The sequence below is a fragment of the Polaromonas sp. genome, from assembly GCF_039930745.1.
In the GTDB taxonomy this organism is placed as follows: Bacteria; Pseudomonadota; Gammaproteobacteria; order Burkholderiales; family Burkholderiaceae_C; genus Polaromonas.
The window spans coordinates 1-23,781 of record NZ_JBDTTH010000065.1 but is presented as its reverse complement, the minus strand read 5'-3'; the positions used below and the strand labels follow the sequence as shown (position 1 = coordinate 23,781).

Here is a 23,781-nt window from a genome sequence, read left to right as displayed (position 1 = left end):
GCCACCAGCCCGCCCACATTGACCTGAGCACCTGCGCCGAACAGGATGCCGTTGGGGTTGATCAGGTAGACCTGACCGTTGGCATTGAGTTGGCCCAGAATCTGGCTGCCGTTGGTGTCCAGGATGCGGTTGACCGCTATGGCGCTGGCGGAGGGTTGCAGGAACTTGACGCTTTCCTGTGCACCTATGTTGAAGCTCTTCCAGGTCAGGGAGGCGTTCTGGCTCGACTGCGTGATGGTGGTGTTGGAGCCCGCTTGAGTGATGCTGGCTGAGCCCGCCGTGACCTGGCCGTCTTGCGGGCCGGCATGGGCTGTCGCCACACCCAGCATCAGGGCAGCCCCGGCGCTGCGGACTGCTTTTTTGCGCAAACCCGCGATGCTGCGTACCAGTTGGTCAACGACGCCGAGGAGTCCGACCCCTGACTCTGCGCTGATTTTTGAACGTTGCTTGTGCATTTTTTCACCTCCCGCGCGCCTCTTTTGTCACAAACAATGGAGGGCACTTCTTTGGATCGTATCCAAAGAGACCGTCTGGATAACGAAAAAAAGCGCTTTAAAAAAAGTGTTCTTCTCGATGTAATAAAAACGTGCTCCCCTCTTTGATGGATGGTTGCGGACAGCTACTTCTTTTGTAGAACAGGCCTTCACGACACTGTGGGGTAAAGCAGACGCGGTGTCTGCGGCAAGCATGCGTTGTCGAATCGGCGTGACTCATTTAGAAGCTCGCAGACTCCAATCTTCGGCAAGGAGACCAAGGTGTTAGCCGCCTTTTTTTTGGCCCTCCCGGCGATGCGCACCGTCACCACGCGAACGCGGAACGACCCGAAGGAAGAAAATAGTTGTACAGCTCCATGGCTAAAGCAGAAACCGGATGGCACACTGCCGCTGATGAGAACCGCCCCTCTGCGCCTTGCCCTCGCCACCCTGGCACTGCTGCTGTGCGCTCGGGCCGCCATCGCGGCGACCCTGCCCTTGCCGGTGTTGCCAGCGGGCCCGGTCGAAATGCGCGTGGCCTACGCGGTCAATCCCCGCCTGCCGCGGATGGACGCGCAGCAGCTTGCGATCGCGCTGGAGGCCATGCAACGCGCGGTCCAGGAGCATTTCGGCATCGAGCTGCGTTTCGCGCCCGTGAAGGAAGTGACCATCGCCTCGCTGTTCGACACCATCCCGCCAGCGCGCCGCGCCAAGGCCCTGAAGGAAAGCTACGACTTCAAGTCCGGCCGCGGCAACCGCGCGGAACTGGATCGCGCGTTCGCGCGCGGCTTTCGCACCGGCGTCGAGCCGTTGGAGGAGATGATCGCGTTCGCCCGGCCGCACACCGGTGCCATCGAACCCGCGACATTCGAGGTGTTCGGCGCGCGCACCGCGGCGCTGCAGCTGGAGCGGGTCGAGCGCTGGCGCACGCGGCTGGCGCTGGACGGCGACCCGGCCATCGACAGCCAGCCCTTCAACGAGTTCCCGATGTGGCTGGCGCTGGGATACGGCGACGTGCCCTTCGAACTGGTGCTGACCAACCAGTTGATCGCCGGCGTCGAGAACGTCTTGCCGGCGGTGCACACGGCCGTGCGCGGCGGCTACTCAAACGGTCTGACCACCTACAACCGCCTGTCGCGCTACGGCACCGTTTCCGTGTGGAGCACCTATGCCTTCACCGGCAACGATGCGCAGCTGGTGCAATGGCGCGGCGGCGAAACGTACACGCGGGAGGAGGCCGCGCAACTGGCGGGCTTGTCGGGCGCGCACGAGATCGGCCACCAGCTGCTGCATGTGCTTCACCCGTTCGGCCAGCCGGCTTGCTTGATGAGCCCGGTGCCCATGTTCAGCTACCGCGAATGGGCCGGCAAGCTCTCCGCCGGGCAGTGCCCCGTCGGCAGTAACCCGGCCATGCGGCCCGGCGTGTACAAATTCAACTACTGAACAGTCCGCGGCACAGGTTCACGGCAGCCACGCCGGCCAGGTTCGCCGCTCCAGCGCCAGGCGCATGTGTTTGCACACTGCGCACCCACCTCCGGCGCGCTCAATCGTCGCGCAAGCCGGTCTCAACCGTGGGGTAGCGCAGGCGGAGCCGCAGCTCCTGCTTCAGGCGCGTGTTGTCGAGCCGGCGCGACTCGCTCATGAAGCTCAGCAGCACCAGCGGCAACTCGTCTTGCGCGGTGCTCCGTGCGACCCGCGGCGGACGCGGCAACTGGTAGAGGTCGGCCGCGAGATCGAAGTAGTCGCCCATCCTTAGTTCGGTGTCATCGCTTGCATTGGTGGTGCGCTGCGGCTTGCCGCGCCACAGAGCCGCGACGCAGGCGCGCGCCAGGTCGTCGGCGTGGATGTGGTTTGTGAAAACGTCGTCGGCCTGCGCCAGCACCGGCGTGCCCTTGAGCAGGCGGCCGCGCGGCGTGCCGCCTTCGCGGTCGGGTGCGTAAATGCCAGGAATGCGCAGCGTGTGCACACGCACGCCGCTGGAACGGCCAAAAAATCGCAGTTGCGCCTCGGCGTCCACCCTTCGCTGCGCACGCGGCGTGTGCGGGTTGACGGGCCTCGTCTCCCTGGCCCACTCGCCCTGGCAGTCGCCATAAACGCCGCTGGTTGAACCGTACACCAGCGACTGCGGCAGGCCGCGCAGCCGCAGCGCGCGCAGCAGGGCCAGCGTACGTGGGTCGCGGCGCCAGTCGGGCAGGTTCTCGCCGGGCGGCGGCGCCAGGTGGATCACGCGGGTGGCCAGCCCCGCCAGCCGGCGCAAGGTGGCTGGCTGGTCCAGGTTGCCAGCGAGCGGTGTGATGTTTTGGGCGCGCAATCCGGGTTCGCGTTCGGGCGAAGAGGTCAACGCCAGTAAGCGGACACGCGGTGCCAGCAGGCGCGCGGCACGCAGGCCGACATCGCCGCAACCGACGATCAGGACACGCTGGCGGCGAAAACGGGAAGGCAGGGCGCCAAGGGGACTTTGGTTTGAGGGCAAAATTGGGGAATCTGCTGCAAAACAGCCAGAGCTATAAGAAAACAGGATTACGTCAGAGGATAACCAGTATGACTTTCAACGTCACCGTGCTGCCCAGCGGCCGCACCTTCACCGCCAACCCCGACGAAGCAATGCTTGCAGCGGCCATCCGCCAGGGCGTGGGCATGCCTTACGGCTGCAAGGACGGCGCCTGTGGATCGTGCAAATGCAAAAAGCTCGAAGGCACGGTGGTGCATGGTCCGCACCAGGTCAAGGCATTGAGCCACGAAGAAGAAGCGGCCGGATTCGTCCTGACCTGCTGCGGCGTGGCGCAAACCGACGTGGTGCTGGAGTCGCGCCAGGTTACCGACGAAAGTGCCTTCCCGATCAAGAAAATGCCGACCCGCGTGAACACCATGGTGCGCGCCTCGCATGACGTGATGGTGATCAGGCTGCAGTTGCCGGCCAGCGATGTCTTCAAGTACCACGCAGGCCAGTACGTGGAATTTTTGCTGCGCGACGGCGACCGCCGCAGCTACTCCATGGGCAATGCGCCGCACACGCAAGTCGACAACCCCGGCGTGGAACTGCACATCCGCCACATGCCCGGCGGCAAATTCACCGACCACGTGTTCACCGCCATGAAAGAAAAGGAAATCCTGCGTGTTGAAGGCCCTTATGGCAGCTTTTTCCTGCGCGAAGACAGCGACAAACCCATGGTGCTGCTGGCATCGGGCACCGGGTTTGCGCCCATCAAGGCACTGATCGAACACATGCAGCACAAGGGCATCACGCGACCGGCCGTGCTGTACTGGGGCGGCCGCCGGCCGGCGGACCTGTACATGAACGACTGGGTGCTGTCCAAGGTGGCAGAGATGCCCAACCTCACGTATGTACCGGTGATTTCCAACGCACTGCCAGAAGACAACTGGACCGGCCGGACCGGCTTCGTGCACAAATCGGTGCTGGAGGATTTTCCCGACCTGTCGAGCCATCAGGTCTATGCCTGCGGTGCGCCCATCGTCGTCGATTCGGCGCGGGCCGAGTACAGTGCATTGGGCAAACTGCCGGAAGAAGAGTTTTTTGCGGATTCGTTCACTACCGAGGCGGACAAGGCGAAGGCTTTGGCCTGAATTTTTGCACTGCTTGCGTCACGCTGCGCCTGTTGTCTGCTCTGGACAGTAGGTCGGACTCCCCACTCCCACCCCTAACCCCTCCCTCGCCCCGCTGGGCGATGGAGGGGGACTTCATTTGGCCGCGTGTGCTGCGCTCGCGTGCATGAATGACGGTTCCGTGGATCCGACCTGACGCGCTTCGCGCGTCAGGTCTCCCCGTATCCGCATTCGTCCCCCCACCCGTCGGGCTGGGCCGAGGAGCGCAGCCGAAAGTGGATCAGGGCGAGCGATTGTCTGAGCGAAGCGAGTTCGAGCTCGACCCCGCTTTCGGCGAGCACCGGAAGTTGCCTGGAGCGAAGCGGAAGGACCCAGACCATCGGGTCGCCTTTTCTTTGGCTTACTTTTCTTTTGGCGACGCAAAAGAAAAGTGAGTTGCCGCCGGGCAACCCCCGGCTTGCTGGCAGACCACCACAGCCAGAACCACGCGAGTAATTAGCAAACATGGATCCCAGATCAAGTCCGGAATGACGGATTTGGTGGATGAATGGCTCAATTAGCTATTAATTCAATAGCTACACAAACCCAATACATAAGGGCCAGATCCTCAAAAGGCCAAAAATCAGTCCACCCGAGCCCCCGAAGCCTTCACCACCTTTTCGTACTTCGCAAGCTCGCTTTTCATGAACGCGCCGAACTGCTCGGGCGTGCTGGCCACCGGCTCGGCCAGCAGGGCGGCAAAGCGGGTCTTGGCTTCTGGCGAGTTCAGGGCGGCAACAAATGCCTGGTTAAGCCTGGCGACCACGTCTTTCGGCGTGCCGGCCGGTGCCACCAGGCCCCACCAGGTGTCAATCGCAAAACCCTTGAGCGTTTCTGCCACCGCCGGCACATCGGGCAAGGCGGCGCTGCGTTTTTCGGTGGTCACTGCCAGGGCCCTGAGCTTGCCGGCCTTGATGTTGGCGGAGGCGGTGGCGAGGTTGTCGAAGTTGAAGTCAACCTGGCCGCCGAGCAGCGCCAACTGCGCCGGGTTGCCGCCGTTGTAGGGGATGTGCAGCGCAAAAATGCCGGCGTCCTTCTTGAACATTTCTCCGGCCAGGTGGCCTGCGCTGCCGTTGCCGCCGCTGGCGTAATTGAGCTTGCCCGGGTTGGCCTTGGCATAACGGATCAGGTCGGCGAGGCTCTGGATGTTCAGCCGTTGGGCCGTGTCGGCGTTCATCACCAGCACATTGGGCACGCGCAGCATTTGCGTGATGGGCGCAAAGTCGGTGGCCGCGTTGTAGGGCATTTTGCTGTAAAGCCAGGGGTTGATGGCGTGGGTGGCCACGGCGGCAATGCCGATGGTCAGGCCGTCAGGTGCAGCCTTGGCCACCACATCGGCGCCGATGTTGCCGCCGCCGCCGGGACGGTTTTCAATGATGACCGTTCCCAGGCTGTCCTTGACGCGTTCGGCCATCAGGCGTGCGGTCACGTCGATCGGGCCGCCGGGCGCATAGGGCACGATGATGCGCATGACTTTGGTCTGCGCCATGGCCGCGGTGGATGACAAGGCCAGTAAGGCAAAAGCCGAGAGGGCCAGCGTACGGGCTGCGAAAGAGGGCAGGAATGATGTTTTCATACCCCTGATTGTGCAAAAGAAAGCACCCCCGGTCACCGTGGCATTCCCTGAGCAGCCGCCCTTGCGCAGCCGGCGCCTCCCACAAACGCGGGATGCCCTGATCGCCTGGCGTTGACTAAGATGACCCGCACCCTCTCCCGGAGCCCCTATGCATCGCTTGACCCCGTCTTTTCCGCGCCGTTTCCTGCTGGGCCTGGCCGGCATGGCCAGTTTCTCTGCACTGGCGCTGGACCTTCCAAACCCGCCCCAGCCCGAAGCGCAGGCGCTGGTCAAACGTTTTCAGGCCGACTATGCACGCATCAAGGCCGACCCCAACTACTTCAAGCCGCCCGCAGCGCCCATGGCGATGCCTTGTGACGTCCCGCAGCGTGACCTGTACCAGCCGCTTGGGCTGTTTCTTGCGATTCCGGAAGAGGCCGAGAAGATCCGGTTGATGTCGCGCAAACAGTTGCGCGACATGGGCATGGACCCGGAGGCCGCCGCCATGCCCACGAAGTACAGCAATATCCGCATCACGCCGATCAAGGCCAGTTGCAAGGACGGAAAGCTTGACGGTGAGACCGAGTTCCTGGTGCAGTTCGACACGCTGATGGAAAACATCAACAACATGCTCATTGGAGAGAAGAAAGTGAAGATGACCATGCGCATGCAGTCGCAGCAGGCGAGCCGCCACTTCCAGGTTTTCAAGGACGGCAAGCTGCAGGTCACCGAGAGTCTCGTTGTGACCCAGCAGGCACTGCGCAACGAAACCCTTTACGACGATGCACAGATGGCGCAGATGATGGAAAAAAGCAAGGTTCCAGACGCTCCGGAGCCACAGGTAGTGGTGCTATATACAAACTTCCAGGCAGGACAGACGACCTCCTTCACCGTCAGCATGGCCCCCAAAATCACCGGCGGCCTGTTTGGCGTGAACGTCAACTTCCAGCAGCAGCTGGACAGCCAGTTCACAACCGGCTTGAATGGACCCGTCAATAAAATGACCATGTACAAAAATGACAAGTTTTTCATGAGCAGCGAAACGCCTATGAAAAACGGCACGTCCCACGGCGAGCAGGTTCAGGTGCAGGAAAACTACCTCAAGGCATCAGGCATGCGACTGGACCAGATGCCCGGCATGGAGACCGCCCGCCTCGTGACCGTCAATGGTGTGGAAATGCTGGAAACGCGCACCTGCTTTATTCAGGGTGTGCTGACCAAGGCCATGGCCTGCCCGAAAGACTGATGTGATAGGCAAGACCTTTCAGCGCCGCGCGCTTGCAACGGCCTTGCTGGCAGCGTCGATGGCCCCTTGCGCTCACGCGCTGGACATTTCCAATGCGGACTTCTACAAATGTGTGCAGGGCGACTGCCGCAACGGCCAGGGCATCGTCCACGACATGTACCAGAACCAGATGCTGGAAGGCAACTGGCAGGGCAGCAAGACCATTCCAGGCGAACGTTACCTGGTCAGCCACCCGCTGACCAAAGGGAAAAAATACGAGCAGTTCTACGGCGCGGATGGCTTGATGGACCGCGGCAGCCAGATACGGGGTTTCGGGGCGATGAACATCGTGCCGGTATTCACCGGCAGCTTCGGGCGCATGGATCACGCTTTCATGCGAGCCCGCCTGGCAGTGCCTTACGAAGGCGTGTATGCGCTGGGCAACGGCATTGAATACCGCGGCCGCTTTGACTACATGCCGGCCAAGGGCACGGAGGCGGGGCGCATCACCATGGGCCACATCATTTTTTACGGCGACAAGGTGGACCTGGAAGACAACAGCAAGGAAACCGGCCTCTTTGTCAGCAACAGCGCGGTAGTGGGTGGCGGCGTGGTGATGTTCATGCCGGCGCGGCCCGACTACATGGCCCTGTTGCAGCAGCAATACCACCGCGACTTGCAGATTGCCGTCGGCGACTTCAAGCAGCAGGAAAGCGAAAAGGCCTGGCGCACAGCCTTTGCGATTCTGGGCCAGGTGGCACTCACCATGGCAGGCTCCAGCGGCGGTGGTGGCGGTGGCAGTTCGGGCAACCGGTTTGCAATGGATCTGGTGAGCGGGCTGATGAAAAATGCCACGGCACCGGAAGGCTCCAACACTGCTGCGGCCAATGCAGACCCTTCGACGCGCCTGATCCAGATGGTGACAGGTGCGGCGCTGGGCAAGGTGACGGGCGACAGCGCCTTGTCGAACAGTTTGGCCAAGGCGGTGGCCAGCGGGATTGAGAAGTCGAACGCGGCGGGGAAATAAACCTGCCCTCGCAGAGGTCGCGACTTATTCTGACGCCTTCGGCTTGCCGGCAAGCTGGGGCTAAACGCGGCGTGCATGAGAACCTGCGCAAGCGCAAGCTTGCACAGGCTGAGGCAGATTCCACCCGAGCAGGTGAAACCAAATGATGCTATGAATTAAATAGCTGCCAGCACCCGCCACCAAAGGGCTAGAGGCCAAAAAGGCTTGAAATCACTCGCCCAGATAAGCCGCCCGGACCCGCGGATCATTGAGCAGCGCTTTGGCCTCGCCATTCATGGTGACCAGCCCCGACTCCATCACGTAGCCGCGGTCGGCGATGCCCAGCGAACGGCTGGCGTTCTGCTCGACCAGCAGCACGGTCACGCCATTCGCGGACACGTCCTTGACGACTTCAAAAATCTTGTCAACCATGATGGGGGACAAGCCCATGGAAGGTTCGTCGAGCAGCAGCACCTTGGGCCGGCTCATCAGCGCGCGGCCCATGGCCAGCATCTGCTGTTCGCCGCCGGACATGGTGCCGGCGAGCTGGTCCTTGCGCTCGCGCAGGCGCGGAAACAGCACAAACATCTTTTCCATGTCGGCGGCTATTTCGGCCTTGTCGCTGCGGATGTAGGCGCCCATCTGCAGGTTCTCGGTGATGGTCATGCGCGTGAACACGCCGCGGCCCTCGGGCACCATGGCCAGGCCGTCCTTGACCAGGTCCCACGAGCCCTTGCCCTTGATGCTTTTGCCCAGGTATTCGATATCGCCATCGAGCAGCGGCAAGGTGCCGGTGATGGCTTTCATGGTGGTGGTTTTACCGGCACCGTTGGAGCCGATCAGCGTGACCAGTTCGCCCTCGTTGACTTCAAAGTCAACCCCCTTGACCGCCTGGATGCCACCGTAGGCCACCTTGAGACCGGTCACCTTGAGAAGTGTATTTGCCATGTTTGTGGTTCCCTTCAATGACCTGTGCCCAGATAGGCGGTGATCACTTTTTCGTTTTTCTGCACTTCAGCAGGCGCGCCTTCGGCAATCTGCTTGCCGTAGTCGAGCACGGTGACGCGGTCGCACAGGCCCATCACGAGCTTGACGTCGTGTTCAATCAGCAAAATGGTCCGGTTGTCCTTGCGGATCTGGTCAATCAGCTCGCGCAGTTGCACCTTCTCGGTGGCGTTCATGCCGGCCGCGGGTTCGTCCAGCGCGATCAGTTGCGGGTCGGTGGCCAATGCACGGGCAATCTCGAGGCGGCGCTGGTCGCCGTAACTCAGGGTGCGCGCCTTGAAGTCGGCATATTTGCCGATGCCTACATAGTCGAGCAGTTCCTGCGCGCGCTTGGCAATCGCCGCTTCTTCGGCCTTGAAACCCGGCGTGCGGAACACAGCGCCAATCAGCCCTGACTTGGTGCGCATATGGCGCCCCACCATGACGTTTTCCAGCGCCGTCATGTCGGAAAACAGGCGGATGTTCTGGAAAGTGCGTGCAATGCCGGCCTTGGCCACTTCGTGAACTGCGGCAGGTTTGTAGGGCTTGCCGGCCAGCTCGAAGGTGCCGCTGTCGGGCGTATAGAGGCCGGTCAGCACATTGAAGAAAGTGGTTTTTCCGGCGCCGTTGGGGCCAATCAGCCCGTAAACCTGGCCGCGCTCGATATGGATGCCGACATCGCTGAGGGCTTGCAGGCCGCCAAAGCGCTTGGACACGCCGGAGACTTTAAGAATGGTTTCGCTCATATCCATTCTCCTTAGGGATTGATTGACTGGATGGGATCCGGGCCGACAGGCTTGTTCAGCGACTTGCCGTGCTCGCGTGCGGGCCAGAGGCCGCGCGGCCGGGACAGCATGATGGCGATCATGGCCAGTGCAATCAGCAGCTGGCGCAGGATGGCGGAGTCGAGACGGCCGCCGGTCATGGCCTGCAGCGGCCCGGCCACATGGCGCAGCACCTCCGGCAAGGCGGCCAGCAGCAAGGCACCCAGAATGACGCCGGGCAGGTGCCCGATGCCGCCCAACACGACCATGGCGACAATCATCACCGACTCCATCAGGCTGAAGGACTCGGGCGACACGAAACCCTGGAAAGCGGCAAACATGGAGCCGGACACACCGCCGAAGGTGGCGCCCATGCCGAAGGCCAGCAGCTTCATGTTGCGGGTGTTGATGCCCATGGCCTTGGCCGCAATCTCGTCCTCGCGGATCGCCATCCAGGCCCGGCCGATGCGCGAGTTTTCCAGCCGGTGGCAAATAATCACGGAGACGATCACCAGGACCAGGAAAAGGTAGTAATACATCGACACCGAGGCCACCTCGAAGCCGAGAAACTGGTGCGTCTTGCCTAGGTCGAATCCGAAGAATTTCATCGAATCAATCTGGTTGATGCCCTTGGGCCCGTTGGTCAGGTTGATCGGGCGGTCCAGGTTGTTCAGGAACACGCGGATGATTTCACCAAAGCCGAGCGTCACGATGGCCAGGTAATCGCCGCGCAGCTTCAGCACGGGAATGCCCAGCAGCACCCCAAAACAGGCGGCCACCAAGGCCGCCATCGGTATGACAGCCCAGATCGGCAAATGCAGGCCGTTCGGGAAGGCAGCAGCTACCGCCGGAAAGGCATCGGCCAGATGGGGCGAGCCGAGCAGGGCAAACAGGTAGGCGCCGACGGCAAAGAAGGCAACGTAGCCGAGGTCAAGCAGGCCGGCGTAGCCGACCACAATGTTCAGGCCAAGTGCCAGCAGCACATACAGCAAAGCCATATCGACAATGCGGACCCAGGCGTTGCCGCCCTGCTGCAGCAGCAAGGGCAGCACCAGCAGTGCCAGCGCAAACACCAGGAAGGTGACGAGTCTGTTTTTTTTCATCATGCTTGTTCTCCTAGGCTCGATCGGCCAAGCGCTCGCCGAGCAGCCCGGAGGGCCGCAGCGTCAACACAAAAATCAGCACCATGAAGGCAAAAATGTCGGAGTACTGGCTGCCCAGCACACCGCCGGTCAGCGGGCCGATGTAGCCGGCGCCAATCGCTTCGATCAGGCCCAGCAGAATGCCGCCGAGGACCGCGCCACCGAGGTTGCCAATGCCACCGAACACCGCGGCGGTAAAGGCCTTCAGGCCAGGCAGGAAACCCATGGTGTGCTGCACCGTGCCGTAGTTGGAGGCGTACATCACGCCGGCCAGCGCCGCGAGCACGGCACCGATGATGAAGGTGGCAGAAATGACGGTGTCGGGCTTGACACCCATCAGGCCTGCGACCCGGGGGTTTTCGGCGGTGGCCCGCATGGCGCGGCCCAGCTTGGTGTAATTGACGAGATACATCAGGATGGCCAGCGAAATCACCGTGGCACCCAGGATGAAAATCTGCGTGACGGTGATCACCGCCCCGCCAAACTGCAGCGGCTCGGAGGGCAGCAGGGTCGGGTACGGTTTGTAGTTGGGTTTCCAGATGATCATGGCCAGGGTCTGCAGCAGGATGGACATGCCGATGGCGGTGATCAGGGGGGCCAGTTTAGGCGAGTTGCGCAATGGCCGGTAGGCGACTTTTTCAATTGCAAAATTAAGGGCACCGCAAACCACAAAGGCAATCAGCAGCGAAATCAGCAAAATGATCCAGCCCGGCGTGCCTGGCATGGCCTCCTGCATCCAGACGATGATGGTCCAGCTGGTGATGGCCCCCACCATCAGGACCTCGCCATGGGCGAAATTGATCAGGCCGATGATGCCGTACACCATGGTGTAGCCTAGGGCGACCAGGGCGTACATGCTGCCCAGCACCAGTCCATTGATGATCTGCTGAAGCAAAGTTTCCATACTCACTCTCCGTTTGATTGAAATTGCCAACTCGGCTTGCGCTGCGAGCCCATGGGATCACCATGGGATCTGGCGAGTTAACAAAAAGCCCGCCTATCAACACCAGGGGTACTGGATTGGGTGGCGAGCTAATTCGCAAATTGTAGCGAGGCATCTCTAGCGAGAATCGAGCCAGCATGCTGCTTTTCGCCGGGTTAACCCTCGAGCAACTGCATTTATGAGGCTGAATCAGGCGATATCAGGAGGTTTTGCTTTCCATTAGTTTTTCTGCTTGTTCCGGGATTTCAGCTCGTTCAACTTATCTGAAATCCTGATTTCCAGCCCCCGGTTGACGGGCCGGTAAAACTCGGGCGCGGCCATGCCGTCGGGAAAGTAGGTTTCGCCGGCAGCAAAGCCGTCCTCCTCGTCATGCGCATAGCGGTAGTTCTTGCCGTAGTCCAGCTCTTTCATGAGCTTGGTCGGCGCGTTGCGAAGGTGCATGGGCACCGGTCGCGTACCGTCTTTTTTAACCAGCGCTTTAGCCTCGTTGAAAGCCTTGTAGACCGCATTGGACTTGGGCGCCACAGCCAGGTAGACCACACATTCGGCCAGGGCCAGCTCGCCCTCGGGGGAGCCCAACCGCTCGTAGACCTCGGCGGCGTCCAGCGCCAGCCGCAGCGCGCGCGGATCGGCCAGGCCGATGTCTTCGCTGGCCATGCGTATCAGCCGCCTGGCCATGTACTTGGGCTCAGCACCGCCGTCGAGCATGCGCACCAGCCAGTACAGCGCGGCATCCGGGTCGGAGCCGCGCACCGACTTGTGCAACGCGGAGATGGTGTCGTAAAACTGCTCGCCGCCCTTGTCGTAGCGGCGCATGCGCTCGCCCAGCACCTTGAGCAACCAGGCGGCGGTGACTTCCAGGCTGCCGCCTTTGGTCTCGCGACGGGCCGCTACCTCCAGCGACTCCAGGGTATTGAGCAGGCGCCGGGCATCGCCGTCGGCATAGGCCACGAGCTGGTCCACCGCCTCATTCGCTATTGATTTAATAGCTGGAAGCGCACGTTCCGAAAGGGCTTTGGCCACTATTTTCTTGAGATCTTCATCCCCCAGCGGCTGCAGCACATACACCACCGCGCGAGACAGCAAGGCGGAGTTGACTTCGAACGAGGGGTTTTCGGTCGTGGCGCCAATAAAGGTGAACAGCCCGCTTTCCACATGCGGCAAAAAGGCGTCCTGCTGGCTTTTGTTGAAGCGGTGCACCTCGTCAACAAACACGATCGTTCGCTTGCCGCTTTGCCCCTGCCAGATCGTCGCCTGCTCGACTGCCTCGCGGATGTCCTTGACACCGCCGAGCACGGCCGAGATGGTGATGAAATGCGCGTCAAAGCTGCTGGCCATCAGGCGCGCCAGCGTGGTTTTTCCGACGCCGGGCGGGCCCCACAAAATGCAGCTGTGCGGTTGGCCCGACTCAAAGGCAATGCGCAGCGGCATGTCCTCGCCAAGCAAATGCTGTTGGCCAATCACCTCGCCGAGGGTTTTGGGGCGCAGACGCTCGGCCAGCGGAGCCATCGCCCGCGCATCGGCGTCCTGCCCGAACGGGGTCTCGGCGGGGGCGGCCATGCTTGTGTTCTTTTCTTTATTGGCGAATCACGTCTGCACCGGCCGGTGGCTTGAACTGGAAGCCGGCGGCGGTGAGCGCTGGGTTGATTTCAAACTGGGTGAAGGTCATCACCGAGCGCTGGCCGAAGCTGTCGAGGATCTCCAGCACGGCCAGTTCACTGCCCTTGCCGGTGCTCCTGAAACCGACAGTGAGGTTCTGCACCTGCCCCTCTTTTGTTTTCGGCGTAGCCTGCACCCATTCGAGGCCGTCTCTGTCGGGCTGCGGCACCAGGGTGAAATCGGCCTGCAGGGCCTTGAGATCGGCAGCGGCGGCAATCACGGCGGCCGGCGTGCCGTTTAGCACCTGCGTCAGTTTGCGCGCGGTGACCTGGTTCAGGTCTACATCGTGCAGCCACAGGGTCTGGCCGTCCGACACGATGCTTTGCTCGAACGGTTTCTTGTAGACAAACCTGAAGCGGTTCGGCCGCAGGAACTCAAAACTTCCACTGGAGGTTTTGGTTTTGGCGGTCTGGCCGTCACGCGCCGGACTGGTCACGACCTGGGTGAAAACGGCGCGGCCGCTTTTGGTGTTTTTGACAAAAGCCTCCAGGCTTTCCAGGCCGCTGACCGTGGCCACCTGGGCACTGGCAGCTATGGAAAAAAGTGCAAAAAGGCCGACCACCACGCCCCGGCAGGCAGGAGCGAAAAAGCGGCGGGCAGGTGGAGCAGACAGGAAGGAAAAATGGGTCATGGCAGTTCTGGGGCAAGCCCCGTGGGGTGGACAGTGCTGGTAAGACCCAGCCTGCAGGCGATGGTTGCCCGAACAATGTATCGCCCAGGTAAATGCCCGGCTGTCATCCTTCAGCGCGTGCAGGCACCAGAATTTCACGCTGGCCGCTGCCCGACATGGCGCTGATCATCCCCGATTTCTCCATCTCCTCCAGCATGCGGGCGGCCCGGTTGTAGCCGATCTTCAAATGCCGCTGCACCAGCGAAATGGAGGCCTTGCGGTTTTTCAGCACGATCTCAACCGCCTGGTCGTACATCGGGTCCTTGTCGCCTTCGCTGACCCCGTTGCCGTCACCCAGCAGGTCGCCCTCGCCGTCCACTGTGCCGCCTTCGAGCACGCCGTCGATGTAGTTGGGCTCGCCCTGCTGCTTCAGGTAAGCCACCACGCGGTGCACTTCGTCGTCGCTGACAAACGCACCGTGTACGCGAATCGGAAACCCGGTGCCGCTGGGCATGTAGAGCATGTCGCCCATGCCCAGCAGCGCTTCGGCGCCCATCTGGTCGAGGATGGTGCGGCTGTCGATCTTGCTGCTGACCTGGAAACTCAGGCGCGTCGGGATGTTGGCCTTGATCAGGCCGGTGATCACGTCCACGCTGGGGCGCTGTGTCGCCAGCACCAGGTGAATGCCGGCAGCGCGTGCCTTTTGTGCCAGCCGCGCAATCAGTTCCTCGATCTTCTTGCCGACCACCATCATCAGATCGGCCAGCTCGTCGATCACAACGACGATGTAAGGCAGCCGTTCCAGCGGCTCGGGCTGCTCGGGTGTCAGGCTGAAGGGGTTGTAGATGAATTCGCCGCGTGCCTTGGCTTCGTCGATCTTGACGTTGTAGCCGGCCAAGTTGCGCACGCCCATCTTGCTCATGAGCTTGTAGCGCTTTTCCATCTCGGCCACACACCAGTTCAGGCCGTGCGCGGCCTGGCGCATGTCGGTAACCACAGGGGCTAGCAGATGGGGGATGCCTTCGTAAACACTCATCTCCAGCATCTTCGGGTCAATCAGCAGCAGGCGCACATCGCGCGCATCGGCCTTGTAGAGCAGGCTCAGGATCATCGCGTTGATGCCGACCGACTTGCCCGAACCCGTGGTGCCGGCCACCAGGCAGTGCGGCATCTTCGCGAGGTCAGCCACTACGGGCGCACCGCTGATGTCCTTGCCCAGGCCGATGGTCAACATGGACTTGGCCTCGTTGTAGACCTGTGAGCCCAGAATTTCACTGAGCTTGATGGACTGGCGCTTGGCGTTCGGCAGCTCCAGCGCCATGTAGTTTTTGCCGGGAATGGTTTCAATCACGCGGATCGACACCAGGCTCAACGCGCGCGCCAGGTCCTTGGCCAGATTCACAATCTGCGCACCCTTGACGCCGGTGGCGGGCTCGATCTCATAACGCGTGATCACAGGCCCCGGCGCGGCGGCGACCACACGCACTTCGACGCCGAAGTCCTTGAGCTTCTTCTCGATCAGGCGCGAGGTCATCTCCAGCGTCTCGGGCGCCACGGTCTCCTGGCGCGTCAGCGCGCCGTCGAGCAGGTCCACCTGCGGCAGCTTGGAGTCCGGCATCTCGCTGAACAGCGGTTTTTGCCGCTCCTTGGCAACCCGCTCGCTTTTGGGAATATCGGCCAACGTCGGCTCAATCAGCACCGGCACCTGATGGTGCTCCTCGATCTCGATACGTTCTTCATGCAGGATTTCCTCGCGCTCGCGGGCCGCAGCGCGCCCCACCGCGAGGTCTTCGGCGATCTCGCGTTTTTCACGGCGCGACTCGATCAGCTCGTCAATCCAGGCACCTATGCGTTGTGCGGCAAGGGCCCAGGAAAACGCAAACACCGCCGACACGGCAATCACGCCCAGAGCAATCCAGACCAGGCCGGAACCGGTAAACCCCAGCCAATTCACGCTGGCGGGCCCTGCCAGATAACCCAGAATGCCACCGGCATGGCCGGGCAAGCTGACTTCAAAGCGGTACAGGCGCGACCACTCCAGGGCCGTGCTGGCCAGCAGCAGCAGTGCCAGGCAAAACCAGAATCGGACACGGCTCGCCACCGTGCCGGATGCCGGCTGGCCACGCAGGCCGCGCGCCAGCGAGCCCAGCCAGGCGCGAACGCCCGCGGCCAGCGCCCACCACACGGAAAACCCGAACAGGAAATAGCTGGCATCGGCCAGGTGGGCACCCAGGCGGCCGCCCCAATTGCGGGTAACGGCCTCGCCGGCCTTCAGTACGATGACCGCTTCGCGGCTGCCTGTGGTGGACCAGGCCGCGTCCTGCGGCGAATAGCTGAGCAGGGCACCGAGCCAGAAGACCAGCGCAAGCAGGCCCAGGATCAGGCTGACTTCATGCGCAAAACGTTTCACGCCGCCCGCGGAACCGGCCGCAGCAGATGTTCTGGAGTTCAAGGTATCGAGTGAATAAGTCATAAGGCGACTGCTGAGCTTACCTCAGATGATCAGGCCTTCATGACGGGAAAGGTGACCGGAAAGCGGCCCTCACCCCAGGGAATTGAGGCGGTCCTTGACCCACATCGAGCCATCGGCCCGCGTCTCAATAAAGCCGCGTTCCTCAAGGTCCTTCATGACCCGGCTGACCATTTCCCGCGAAGCTCCGACCATTTTGGCAAGATCCTGGCGCGAGACCTTCTCTCGGATCACCGTGTTGCCCTCGCGGTCAGGCAGGGCTGATTCCAGCAGGGCTCTGGCAACACGGCCATACACGTCCATCAGCGCCAGCGATTCAATCTTGCGGTCTGCCTGGCGCAAGCGCTGCACCAAGCCTTTCATGACCGCATAAGCCATGGAGCTGTTTTCGGGAAGGCAGCGGGCGAACTCCTGCCTGCCCACCACCAGCACATCCGTCTGCACCTCGGTGCGTACCGTCGCCGAATGGGGCTCGTTGTCGATCAGGCTCATTTCGCCGACATAGTCACCCGGATGCATGGTGGCAAGAATCACCTCCCGGCCGCGCGCATCGGTGGTCACCACGCGGGCCCGGCCAGTCAGGATGATGGACAGGGCGTTGGACTTCTTGCCCTGTTCGACAATCGCTTCCCCACGCTTGTAACGGCGCTTGAGCACAGCCTGGGCCACTGATTCGGCCTGGCCGGTCGTCAACATCGAGAACAGGGGCACCCGACGAATCAGTTCAAGGTTAGACACCATCGTAGACATACCAAACTTCTCCAGACCGCGCTACTGACCGGGCCCAAAAGCCCGCCGCATCCCGGGAAGCGCGTTCCCCAGCACGGCGGCCTTCCGGCACGAGTTCTTACAATAGCGTGTGTTGTGCCAACTATTTCCCCTCATCAGGGCTTTTAAAACCCTGATATCAGCCCGACTCTAACTGAGTTCCCATGCTTTTCCATACAGATTTTCACCATGCGACATTCTAAAGTTCTCATCCTCGGTTCTGGTCCCGCAGGCTACACGGCAGCCGTTTATGCCGCGCGTGCCAACCTCGATCCGGTGCTGATCACAGGCATTGCGCAGGGTGGGCAATTGATGACCACGACCGACGTCGACAACTGGCCGGCAGATCCGCTGGGCGTTCAGGGCCCGGCGCTGATGCAGCGCTTTCTGGAGCACGCCGAACGCTTCAAGACGGAGATCATCTTCGACCATATCAACAAGGTCGATTTCAGCCAGCGCCCTTTCACGCTGACTGGCGACAGCGGCACCTACACCTGCGACGCGCTGATCATCGCCACAGGCGCTTCCGCCAAATACCTGGGCCTGGATTCCGAAACGGCATTCATGGGGCGCGGTGTGTCGGGCTGCGCGACCTGCGACGGCTTTTTCTACCGCGACCAGGAAGTCTGCGTGGTCGGTGGTGGCAACACGGCCGTGGAAGAAGCGCTTTACCTGTCCAACATCGCCAGCAAGGTCTACCTGGTTCACCGCCGCGACAAGTTCAAGGCCGAAGCCATTCTCATCGACAAGCTCCATGAAAAAGTGGCGGCCGGCAAGATCGAACTGAAACTGCACCAGACCCTCGACGAAGTGCTGGGCAATGCCGCCGGCGTGAATGGCGTGCGGCTCAAAAGCACGGAATCCGGCACCACGCAGGACATCGCGCTGCAGGGCTGTTTTATCGCCATCGGCCACCAGCCTAACACCGACATCTTTTCCGGCCAGCTGGAGATGAAAGATGGCTACATCTTCACCCGCTCAGGTCTGCAGGGTTTTGCCACCATGACCAGCGTGCCCGGTGTGTTTGCCGCAGGCGACGTTCAGGACCATGTTTACCGCCAGGCCATCACCAGCGCCGGCACCGGCTGCATGGCTGCGCTCGACGCGCAGCGCTTTCTGGAACAGAGTTAATAAGCCCCCACGGTTGCTCACTGCCTGTAGCGCCCTGCCCCCCGAGGGGGCCGCTGCGCCTGCGGGCCGGCAAAGCCGGACCCGCGGCCCCTGCTTGAATTGAAGAGCCCCCGCGACTGCTCACTTCGTGTAACGCCCTGCCCCGGAGGCCGCTGCGCCTGCGGGCCGGCGGAGCCGGATCCACGCTCTGGCTGATATTTTTCGGTGGGCAGCGGAAAACCGCGGTCTCGCCGCGTTGGAAACTTGAGGCTTGAGGGCGCCTGGTTTTCAGGCTATAATCGCAGGCTTGGCTGAGTATCCGACGGGTACCAGCATCCCTTTTTTTCTTTTTTATACGGAGAGTGCTCATGGCACGCGTCTGTCAGGTTACGGGCAAAGGCCCGATGGTGGGGAACAATGTTTCTCACGCAAACAACAAAACCAAACGCCGGTTTTTGCCTAATCTGCAATACCGCCGTTTCTGGGTCGAGACTGAGAACCGCTGGGTCCGCCTGCGTGTGACCAGCGCCGGTTTGCGTCTGGTCGACAAGCTCGGCATCGACGCAGTCTTGGTGGACCTCCGTGCCCGCGGTGAAATCTAAGGAGAATCATCATGGCAAAAGGCGCACGCGAAAAAATCAAGCTGGAATCGACAGCTGGCACTGGTCATTTCTACACGACCACCAAGAACAAAAAAACCACACCTGACAAGATGCTGATTATGAAGTTTGATCCCAAAGCACGCAAACATGTGGAATACAAGGAAATCAAGCTGAAATAGATGTAGATAAGACCAAGAGTGTCGCTAACATGCGAACTCTCGAGGCAAAACAATATTAAATAAGGACACTTCGGTGTCCTTTATTTTTGGCAGAAATCATTTATTTCACATCTTGTTGAAATGTAGTTAAGAATCAGGGCTCAGTTTTTACTGTACAAATGAACAGTATATTGGTATCCTGAGGCAGGGACTCTCTTACTCCAACTCAATGAATAGCGAAGTGTGCCGAACGACTGCATGAGCATTGGCACACCGTAAGCACAGCGCAACTGGAAAAAGTAGCGGTGGGGATTTGGCAGGATGCAAACCTCAGAGTCCTGGAACCAACCGACGCGGCTGCCGTCTGGCTCAAACCTGTCGCAAATCCAGCAGTGGCGCCTTCAAGGTGACGCCGCACAAGCAGCAACAACCTAGGGTCTAAGGCATATAGGAAATCGCTTGCTTACAACGCCCTGCGACCACATATCTCACCCAGTGTGGCTCCGATCTATCAAAGGCAGAGGTCGATTGAGTTGCTCCATCGTGAGCCGACCCCGTGTGTTGTAGAGCCAAACCACAAACTGCTGATTCAATTGAGCCAGTCTTGTCTTGAGCTCACGGATTTCTGCATCTTTCGCATTTAGCCTATGAGCTGCTGCAGCCAAACTACTGGGAAGTGCGACATTTGGTGGAGGTCCTTGTTTCAGACCTGTTTTGCGGGCCTGGAAGGCCATCAGTATGGCCTTATGGGCGCTCAATCCCTGGCGCCCAGGCCGATAGCCCAGAATCAGTTTTGACTGTTCACAGACTAAATTCCAGCTAATTTTCTCCTCGGACCAGCCACGGATAATATTTACTATGGCGTCAACATCGTCTGGGCGGATGTGCTTGTTGCGCGACATGCGAGTGATCCTATTCGACTTGCTTCAATCCAGAATTTGGAGGTAGCAAAGGTGGTCTGTAGACAATGATGGGATGGGAGCCCTCGTCGTGCTGTTTTATCGCGTTAAGCATTTCCTGAACCACACAGTCGGGAAGGGTTTCATTCTCTAGCCCTCGCATGGCTACGCTTCGTAGTACACGATGCAGGTGAGTTTGACTATTAGCGCCCGCAAGCTTGATGACCGCACCGTCGGGAACCCGGTTACTATGAAGAATCTCGACGAGTTGCTTGAGTTTGTCGTACCACTTGCATTGGGCTGTGTACCAATCCTGCGCCCCCCAGTCCCCCTGATCCAGCTTGGCTTTGGCTCGGTCCACCTCTCGGGCGACTCGGTCCATCAGCTCATTTATCCGCATTAGTTTTTCTCGCTCATCGGTCCCAGACCCCTTGATGCATGAGTGCTCATTACAGTCCAAGCAATGTCCGAGGCCCTCGCAAGGACTGAGCACATAGTCATGTTCACAGCGCCCATAAAGGGTATTGATGCCGGCCAACTGAGGTTGCAAATCCAAATCGTTGCAGGAGACTGGTTTCCGAAGTGAATCAATATTCCAGTATCCACACTTCGTGATGGCATGGGAATCTTGATGCGATGCAGGTTCACCCACAGAAGCATTCGGGTCATTGGCATGGAAGGGAACGATGCTCATGCGACCGCTTTTATCACCAAGTCGCTCCTTGGCTCGGTCCACGCGCTCTTGTTCAGTCATGTGGTTATAAACTTGATTTTGCGCCTGATGGACGCGCCCAGACCACCAGGCAATATCTTCGTTGGTCATCCCGCCGCGCTGGGCTTCCGTGTTCAGCAAATGCCGCAAACTGTGAGATTTGAGCGTAAGTGAACCGCCATCACTTCCTCTATAGCCATGACGATCAAAGATGTTGGCTCGTGTATCGGTTGAGCAGCGAGTGTCTGCCCCGTACACCATTAGCGAGGGCATCCAGAGGTTGAAAGGACTGGTACCCCGAAGACCGTGCAATTGATGTGCGCGCATACAAAAAAGGGCTTCGCTGAATTTGAGCCCGCCTTTTTTTCCTTTGGCCGCCTGCTTGGCGTCGATATAGGGGAAATCTGGATGATTCTTTTTATGCAGCGGCAGCACATACAGCTTCCACAGATCGTTTAGGGAGTACGTATAGTTTTGCTGCACCAACCCAACCTGGCGCAATGAGGTAGGCGGATTGATCGTCGACATTCCCAAAGCCATACACACTTGCGTCACAGTCAATAGCTCGGCGCCATCCACATCTGGACAACCTTCATGTCGATAGAACTGACATGCAGTCTTTGGGTTTTCCATCCACCGAGCGAACTCTCTTGCCCCTTCGGTCATGCGCCTCAAGCGATCTAACGCGATTTCGACCGTAGGCACCATACCATCCCAGATCCACTTCACATAGTGCCCAAAACCCTTGCCGGCCTCCCACCGTAAACCAAGTTGCTCTTTGCCAAACCGGTCGGTAGCCCTGATGACGAGATCAACTGGCAAATGATGAACCTCTTCTCCACCGCGAGATGGCCCCCCTAGGAGAAGAGCTGTGATGCTGGTGGTGTAGATGTCGCGTTGGTGGGTCGGATCAAGCGGATTCAGAGTGTGATTGAATATCTCAGCCATGGCTTGTAAGGAATTTACATCGGGAAGTCTGGCCGACCGATAGGCCTCTCCGCTACTACCCACTGCTCCGCCTAGCGGTCTTTCATGCCGGGTAGGTGAAGTCCAATTGCCAACTGCTACGCATACAAGTTGTTGCTTCGTCAGTACCTTAGCGATGCTCTCCAAGGTTTTCCCGATAAGGTAGGCCTGATGGTAGCTGAAGTGTTCACTAGCCAAGGCCGCAGTTCGATCCAAGACAATCAAATCAATGTTGGCCGGAGCGGCTGAGGGATGAAACTCAAGCAGAGCCAATTCCAGCATTCGCAAGGCTGCAAGGCGGGTTTGGCTGGCGGTAACACTTGCTCTCGGATTCTGTGCGCAACGTTCGCGAATGAAGGCCTTGGCGAAGTCAATGAAAGCAGGGTCCAGCCAGTAGGTGAAGGGTACATTTTTTCGCCTTGAATGACCGGCCTCGACAGGACCTTGCTTGATGAATGATCCTACCCCCGGCCACTTCCAGGCGTCCCAATCGAGGCTAATCCCCAGGACAGTCAAGTCTTTCTTCGCTGAGCGAACATACTCTTCCAAATTCTGGAAGACCTTGCTATGGTTGCTCGCCCTTAACGGAGTTAGGACATACGGAATCATTCGCGTGCCTTATAGATTGTGTTTACGTAAGCTCATCCGCGAGGTTCTTTCGCTTCCGATTTCTCCTTTGCTATGGGATTGTTTCTCCCACTGCCTGTTAATTGCTGGCGACGAACTTCACAGCGTTGAATCACATTGATGACGGCCACAATAGTGGAGTCAGCGACCTTAGTGATAGGGTGATCTAACCCAAGTGTGTCCTCGCGCTCGCGGCGCTCCTCTAACAGCTCGGCGAGTATCTCAGTGTGCGGCCCATTCAGCCATGGCTGAAAGTGCTCGCATTCATAACAACAGAGGGGAATACGATTGCCCATTCCACATTGCTTGCGTGTTCCGCATGTTGCGGTGCCTTTATCTTTGAAATGAATTCGGCTTGATCTCGAATCGTTCCCCGCCAGTGCATCCTCTTCTCCATCCACCAACTGACCTCGGAACAGCTGAGCCAAGTTGCACATGGTCGGAGATAGCGCCATGGCAGCGTTAGCAGGAATGGCATGCTCGGGAAGATTGTCTGTATAAACGTGCACCAGTTCTACCGAACTGTGATCGAGAAGCCAAGCAATGGTGTCCCTCCCAACTGCCTCCCGGGCTAGGTTAGTGCCCTTGGTGTAACGCAACCGCTGGCCGTTGATCTTGAGTGATTCGCCCGTTCTTGACACACTGCCACTGATTTTCACAGCAACATGCAACATTTCACGGACAGACCCACCAGTCCGGTGCCATTGCGCACCCACTGCAGCCGCGTGGAGCGCATGTAAGGCCTCACCGTGCCGATCATCACGAAGCAACGGCGCGAGACTATCCAGCGTTTCTACAATACATTCCTTATCGGGAAACAACGGCAAATTCGCAAGGATTTCGCTGAGTTCCTGTGATTGAAGATTCCAACCATAGGCTCCGAGTAAGTCCTCAAATCCACTCTGCGTTTTATGCTGGAGCATGCGAAACAACGCAAAGAATTCTGATGACCACTGAATTGAGCGAAATTCATCGCGAAAGGTGGCCCCGTACTGCTTAACGCGAGGAACATGCATTAGTAGCAAGTTGGCGGCACGATCCTTCGGAGAATCAGTGTGAAACTCGGATGCCATTAGATTTCCGGGCCTGCCGTTATCAAGATCCTTGCACTTGAGATTCGCACACTGGATTGGACGGCGGCCTGTAGCACTCAGTAACAGACAAACAGAAAAGTGCTCCAATTCAAGATCACCGCGTTCGTACGCACTTTGGATGTCTTTGACGAAAGCGTGCAGCTCAGTGGCGTTTAAAGGACCCTTTTCTGGATCCATGGATCTAACAGCACGTCCAACCTCTGAATTTTTGAGGGACATCCCTGTCAACACTTCATAAACGTCGCGGTGTACCCCGGGATAACCAAGGCTATGCCAAGTTTTGAGGAAGAATCGGAGTCTAATGAGATAACCCTCGTTACCAAACCGCAGGACTAGCTGCCCGCGGTAATTCTGAATGAACCGCCCCGTGTTTCATGGAGGCTGTTTGGTTTAAGTCAGGCCTCCACCGTG

The 23,781-nt window shown here is 59.6% G+C and carries 21 protein-coding genes; 7 read left to right on the top strand and 14 right to left on the bottom strand.

What is annotated here, in order from left to right; translation table 11 throughout:
- Nucleotides 1-455, bottom strand: a 455-nt coding sequence (locus ABI660_RS17070) for a filamentous hemagglutinin N-terminal domain-containing protein (RefSeq protein ID WP_348070276.1), incomplete at its 3' end; no start/stop codon positions are given.
- 333 nt (nucleotides 456-788) lie between these two features.
- On the opposite strand from ABI660_RS17070, the gene ABI660_RS17065 reads away from it, so the two are divergent.
- Nucleotides 789-1,916, top strand: a complete 1,128-nt coding sequence (locus ABI660_RS17065) for a hypothetical protein (RefSeq protein WP_348070274.1) — start codon at nucleotides 789-791, stop codon at nucleotides 1,914-1,916.
- 100 nt (nucleotides 1,917-2,016) lie between these two features.
- On the opposite strand, the gene ABI660_RS17060 is transcribed toward ABI660_RS17065, so the two are convergent.
- Nucleotides 2,017-2,946: an SDR family oxidoreductase gene (locus tag ABI660_RS17060; protein WP_348070272.1), complete on the bottom strand. Its 930-nt coding sequence runs from the start codon at nucleotides 2,944-2,946 to the stop codon at nucleotides 2,017-2,019.
- A gap of 68 nt (nucleotides 2,947-3,014) precedes the next feature.
- On the opposite strand from ABI660_RS17060, the gene ABI660_RS17055 reads away from it, so the two are divergent.
- Nucleotides 3,015-4,058, top strand: coding sequence for a CDP-6-deoxy-delta-3,4-glucoseen reductase (locus ABI660_RS17055; RefSeq protein WP_348070270.1), 1,044 nt, complete (start codon nucleotides 3,015-3,017; stop codon nucleotides 4,056-4,058).
- A gap of 601 nt (nucleotides 4,059-4,659) precedes the next feature.
- On the opposite strand, the gene ABI660_RS17050 is transcribed toward ABI660_RS17055, so the two are convergent.
- Entirely contained in the window at nucleotides 4,660-5,565 is a 906-nt protein-coding gene (locus ABI660_RS17050) for a tripartite tricarboxylate transporter substrate binding protein (protein ID WP_348070284.1), read from the bottom strand.
- Nucleotides 5,566-5,800: 235 nt separating this feature from the next.
- On the opposite strand from ABI660_RS17050, the gene ABI660_RS17045 reads away from it, so the two are divergent.
- Nucleotides 5,801-6,877 (top strand): hypothetical protein, encoded by a 1,077-nt coding sequence (locus ABI660_RS17045; protein ID WP_348070268.1) that lies wholly within the window; start codon nucleotides 5,801-5,803, stop codon nucleotides 6,875-6,877.
- A 1-nt stretch (nucleotide 6,878) separates the two neighbouring features.
- Entirely contained in the window at nucleotides 6,879-7,883 is a 1,005-nt protein-coding gene (locus ABI660_RS17040) for a hypothetical protein (RefSeq protein WP_348070266.1), read from the top strand.
- A 210-nt stretch (nucleotides 7,884-8,093) separates the two neighbouring features.
- Here ABI660_RS17040 and ABI660_RS17035 read toward each other — a convergent pair whose 3' ends face one another.
- The 8 genes from ABI660_RS17035 to ABI660_RS17000 form a co-directional block, all read right to left on the bottom strand.
- Nucleotides 8,094-8,810: an ABC transporter ATP-binding protein gene (locus ABI660_RS17035; protein WP_348070264.1), complete on the bottom strand. Its 717-nt coding sequence runs from the start codon at nucleotides 8,808-8,810 to the stop codon at nucleotides 8,094-8,096.
- A gap of 14 nt (nucleotides 8,811-8,824) precedes the next feature.
- A complete protein-coding gene (locus tag ABI660_RS17030) occupies nucleotides 8,825-9,592 on the bottom strand; it encodes an ABC transporter ATP-binding protein (RefSeq protein ID WP_348070262.1) in 768 nt (255 codons plus the stop codon).
- Between the two features lie 11 nt (nucleotides 9,593-9,603).
- Nucleotides 9,604-10,713 (bottom strand): ABC transporter ATP-binding protein, encoded by a 1,110-nt coding sequence (locus tag ABI660_RS17025; RefSeq protein ID WP_348070282.1) that lies wholly within the window; start codon nucleotides 10,711-10,713, stop codon nucleotides 9,604-9,606.
- 13 nt (nucleotides 10,714-10,726) lie between these two features.
- Nucleotides 10,727-11,656, bottom strand: coding sequence for a branched-chain amino acid ABC transporter permease (locus ABI660_RS17020; RefSeq protein WP_348070260.1), 930 nt, complete (start codon nucleotides 11,654-11,656; stop codon nucleotides 10,727-10,729).
- Nucleotides 11,657-11,914: 258 nt separating this feature from the next.
- Nucleotides 11,915-13,255, bottom strand: a complete 1,341-nt coding sequence (locus ABI660_RS17015) for a replication-associated recombination protein A (protein WP_348070258.1) — start codon at nucleotides 13,253-13,255, stop codon at nucleotides 11,915-11,917.
- A gap of 16 nt (nucleotides 13,256-13,271) precedes the next feature.
- Entirely contained in the window at nucleotides 13,272-13,985 is a 714-nt protein-coding gene (gene lolA / locus ABI660_RS17010; protein ID WP_348070256.1) for an outer membrane lipoprotein chaperone LolA, read from the bottom strand.
- 103 nt (nucleotides 13,986-14,088) lie between these two features.
- On the bottom strand, nucleotides 14,089-16,437 hold the full coding sequence (locus ABI660_RS17005) for a DNA translocase FtsK 4TM domain-containing protein (protein ID WP_348070254.1): 2,349 nt from the start codon (nucleotides 16,435-16,437) through the stop codon (nucleotides 14,089-14,091).
- A 69-nt stretch (nucleotides 16,438-16,506) separates the two neighbouring features.
- A complete protein-coding gene (locus ABI660_RS17000; RefSeq protein WP_348070252.1) occupies nucleotides 16,507-17,184 on the bottom strand; it encodes a Crp/Fnr family transcriptional regulator in 678 nt (225 codons plus the stop codon).
- A gap of 198 nt (nucleotides 17,185-17,382) precedes the next feature.
- On the opposite strand from ABI660_RS17000, the gene trxB reads away from it, so the two are divergent.
- The 3 genes from trxB (at nucleotide 17,383) to rpmG (ending at nucleotide 19,093) form a co-directional block, all read left to right on the top strand.
- Nucleotides 17,383-18,333: a thioredoxin-disulfide reductase gene (gene trxB / locus ABI660_RS16995; protein WP_348070280.1), complete on the top strand. Its 951-nt coding sequence runs from the start codon at nucleotides 17,383-17,385 to the stop codon at nucleotides 18,331-18,333.
- A gap of 347 nt (nucleotides 18,334-18,680) precedes the next feature.
- Complete coding sequence (gene rpmB, locus ABI660_RS16990) at nucleotides 18,681-18,914, top strand: 50S ribosomal protein L28 (RefSeq protein WP_077593832.1); 234 nt, start codon at nucleotides 18,681-18,683, stop codon at nucleotides 18,912-18,914.
- An 11-nt stretch (nucleotides 18,915-18,925) separates the two neighbouring features.
- Complete coding sequence (rpmG, locus tag ABI660_RS16985; RefSeq protein WP_007863188.1) at nucleotides 18,926-19,093, top strand: 50S ribosomal protein L33; 168 nt, start codon at nucleotides 18,926-18,928, stop codon at nucleotides 19,091-19,093.
- A 467-nt stretch (nucleotides 19,094-19,560) separates the two neighbouring features.
- Here rpmG and ABI660_RS16980 read toward each other — a convergent pair whose 3' ends face one another.
- The 3 genes from ABI660_RS16980 to ABI660_RS16970 are packed head-to-tail and all read right to left on the bottom strand — an operon-like array spanning nucleotide 19,561 to nucleotide 23,727.
- Complete coding sequence (locus tag ABI660_RS16980) at nucleotides 19,561-19,974, bottom strand: hypothetical protein (protein WP_348070249.1); 414 nt, start codon at nucleotides 19,972-19,974, stop codon at nucleotides 19,561-19,563.
- 10 nt (nucleotides 19,975-19,984) lie between these two features.
- Entirely contained in the window at nucleotides 19,985-22,258 is a 2,274-nt protein-coding gene (locus tag ABI660_RS16975) for a hypothetical protein (RefSeq protein WP_348070247.1), read from the bottom strand.
- 32 nt (nucleotides 22,259-22,290) lie between these two features.
- Nucleotides 22,291-23,727: a site-specific integrase gene (locus ABI660_RS16970; RefSeq protein ID WP_348070278.1), complete on the bottom strand. Its 1,437-nt coding sequence runs from the start codon at nucleotides 23,725-23,727 to the stop codon at nucleotides 22,291-22,293.
- Between the last annotated feature and the right edge of the window lie 54 nt (nucleotides 23,728-23,781).

Bases quoted from the DNA above. Each gene is read 5' to 3' on its own strand.
- ABI660_RS17065 (WP_348070274.1), top strand. From the start codon at position 789: ATGCGCACCGTCACCACGCGAACGCGGAACGACCCGAAGGAAGAAAAT.
- ABI660_RS17055 (WP_348070270.1), top strand. From the start codon at position 3,015: ATGACTTTCAACGTCACCGTGCTGCCCAGCGGCCGCACCTTCACCGCC.
- ABI660_RS17050 (WP_348070284.1), bottom strand. From the start codon at position 5,565: ATGGCGCAGACCAAAGTCATGCGCATCATCGTGCCCTATGCGCCCGGC.
- ABI660_RS17045 (WP_348070268.1), top strand. From the start codon at position 5,801: ATGCATCGCTTGACCCCGTCTTTTCCGCGCCGTTTCCTGCTGGGCCTG.
- ABI660_RS17035 (WP_348070264.1), bottom strand. From the start codon at position 8,810: ATGGCAAATACACTTCTCAAGGTGACCGGTCTCAAGGTGGCCTACGGT.
- ABI660_RS17030 (WP_348070262.1), bottom strand. From the start codon at position 9,592: ATGAGCGAAACCATTCTTAAAGTCTCCGGCGTGTCCAAGCGCTTTGGC.
- ABI660_RS17025 (WP_348070282.1), bottom strand. From the start codon at position 10,713: ATGAAAAAAAACAGACTCGTCACCTTCCTGGTGTTTGCGCTGGCACTG.
- ABI660_RS17020 (WP_348070260.1), bottom strand. From the start codon at position 11,656: ATGGAAACTTTGCTTCAGCAGATCATCAATGGACTGGTGCTGGGCAGC.
- ABI660_RS17015 (WP_348070258.1), bottom strand. From the start codon at position 13,255: ATGGCCGCCCCCGCCGAGACCCCGTTCGGGCAGGACGCCGATGCGCGG.
- lolA (WP_348070256.1), bottom strand. From the start codon at position 13,985: ATGACCCATTTTTCCTTCCTGTCTGCTCCACCTGCCCGCCGCTTTTTC.
- ABI660_RS17005 (WP_348070254.1), bottom strand. From the start codon at position 16,437: ATGACTTATTCACTCGATACCTTGAACTCCAGAACATCTGCTGCGGCC.
- ABI660_RS17000 (WP_348070252.1), bottom strand. From the start codon at position 17,184: ATGTCTACGATGGTGTCTAACCTTGAACTGATTCGTCGGGTGCCCCTG.
- rpmB (WP_077593832.1), top strand. From the start codon at position 18,681: ATGGCACGCGTCTGTCAGGTTACGGGCAAAGGCCCGATGGTGGGGAAC.
- rpmG (WP_007863188.1), top strand. From the start codon at position 18,926: ATGGCAAAAGGCGCACGCGAAAAAATCAAGCTGGAATCGACAGCTGGC.
- ABI660_RS16980 (WP_348070249.1), bottom strand. From the start codon at position 19,974: ATGTCGCGCAACAAGCACATCCGCCCAGACGATGTTGACGCCATAGTA.
- ABI660_RS16975 (WP_348070247.1), bottom strand. From the start codon at position 22,258: ATGATTCCGTATGTCCTAACTCCGTTAAGGGCGAGCAACCATAGCAAG.